The organism is Shigella sp. FJ200513, assembly GCF_040495915.1.
Lineage (GTDB): Bacteria > Pseudomonadota > Gammaproteobacteria > Enterobacterales > Enterobacteriaceae > ECMA0423.
The window spans coordinates 1-546 of record NZ_JBDYCV010000279.1; the positions used below are offsets into that span (position 1 = coordinate 1).

Here is a 546-nt window from a genome sequence, read left to right on the forward strand (position 1 = left end):
GGTTACCCCCAAACGAATCGGAAAATCGATACTGGAAAAACTCTAACTCGGTGGCCAGTTTTTGTTGACCACTTCATACCTTCGTGAAGCTGTTGAAGGGTGGATTCTTAACGGTGGCGTTAATCAGAAATGCTCCTGATGTGCCAGAACAATTTATCAGCGTGAAGCTCATACGCTTTGCGCTGAGCCTCTATCCAGTCGTGTTTATTGTATACGGACATTATCCCGCCAAGTTCATGACCGAGCATTCGCTCAGTAACATGAGGCTCGACATTCATCTCGGACAGCCGTGTAACAAGCGTTCTTCTGAAATCATGTGTTCGCCAGTAACCTAGATCCATCCCTCCCCTTATTCTATTTACGAATCGGTTGGCTGCAGCGATGCTGATCGGTTTGTTTATGTCTTCTCCAGGGAAAAGAACATCATTGTACATTGTCATGGCCTTTTCGAGAAAAGGCTTAATTTGTTCGTAAGCGCCCCGAGAAGTACGTAGCGTAAGGATTATTTTACAGACGAGAAGTTCCAGGGCAGCAGTTCATGCACTT

General features: G+C 45.8%; 1 pseudogene. It reads right to left on the reverse strand.

Going from position 1 to position 546, the window contains the following annotated elements:
* Positions 1 to 119: 119 nt before the first annotated feature.
* Positions 120 to 482, reverse strand: a pseudogene (locus tag ABZJ92_RS22215) (tyrosine-type recombinase/integrase); the annotation flags it as partial.
* Positions 483 to 546: the final 64 nt, after the last annotated feature.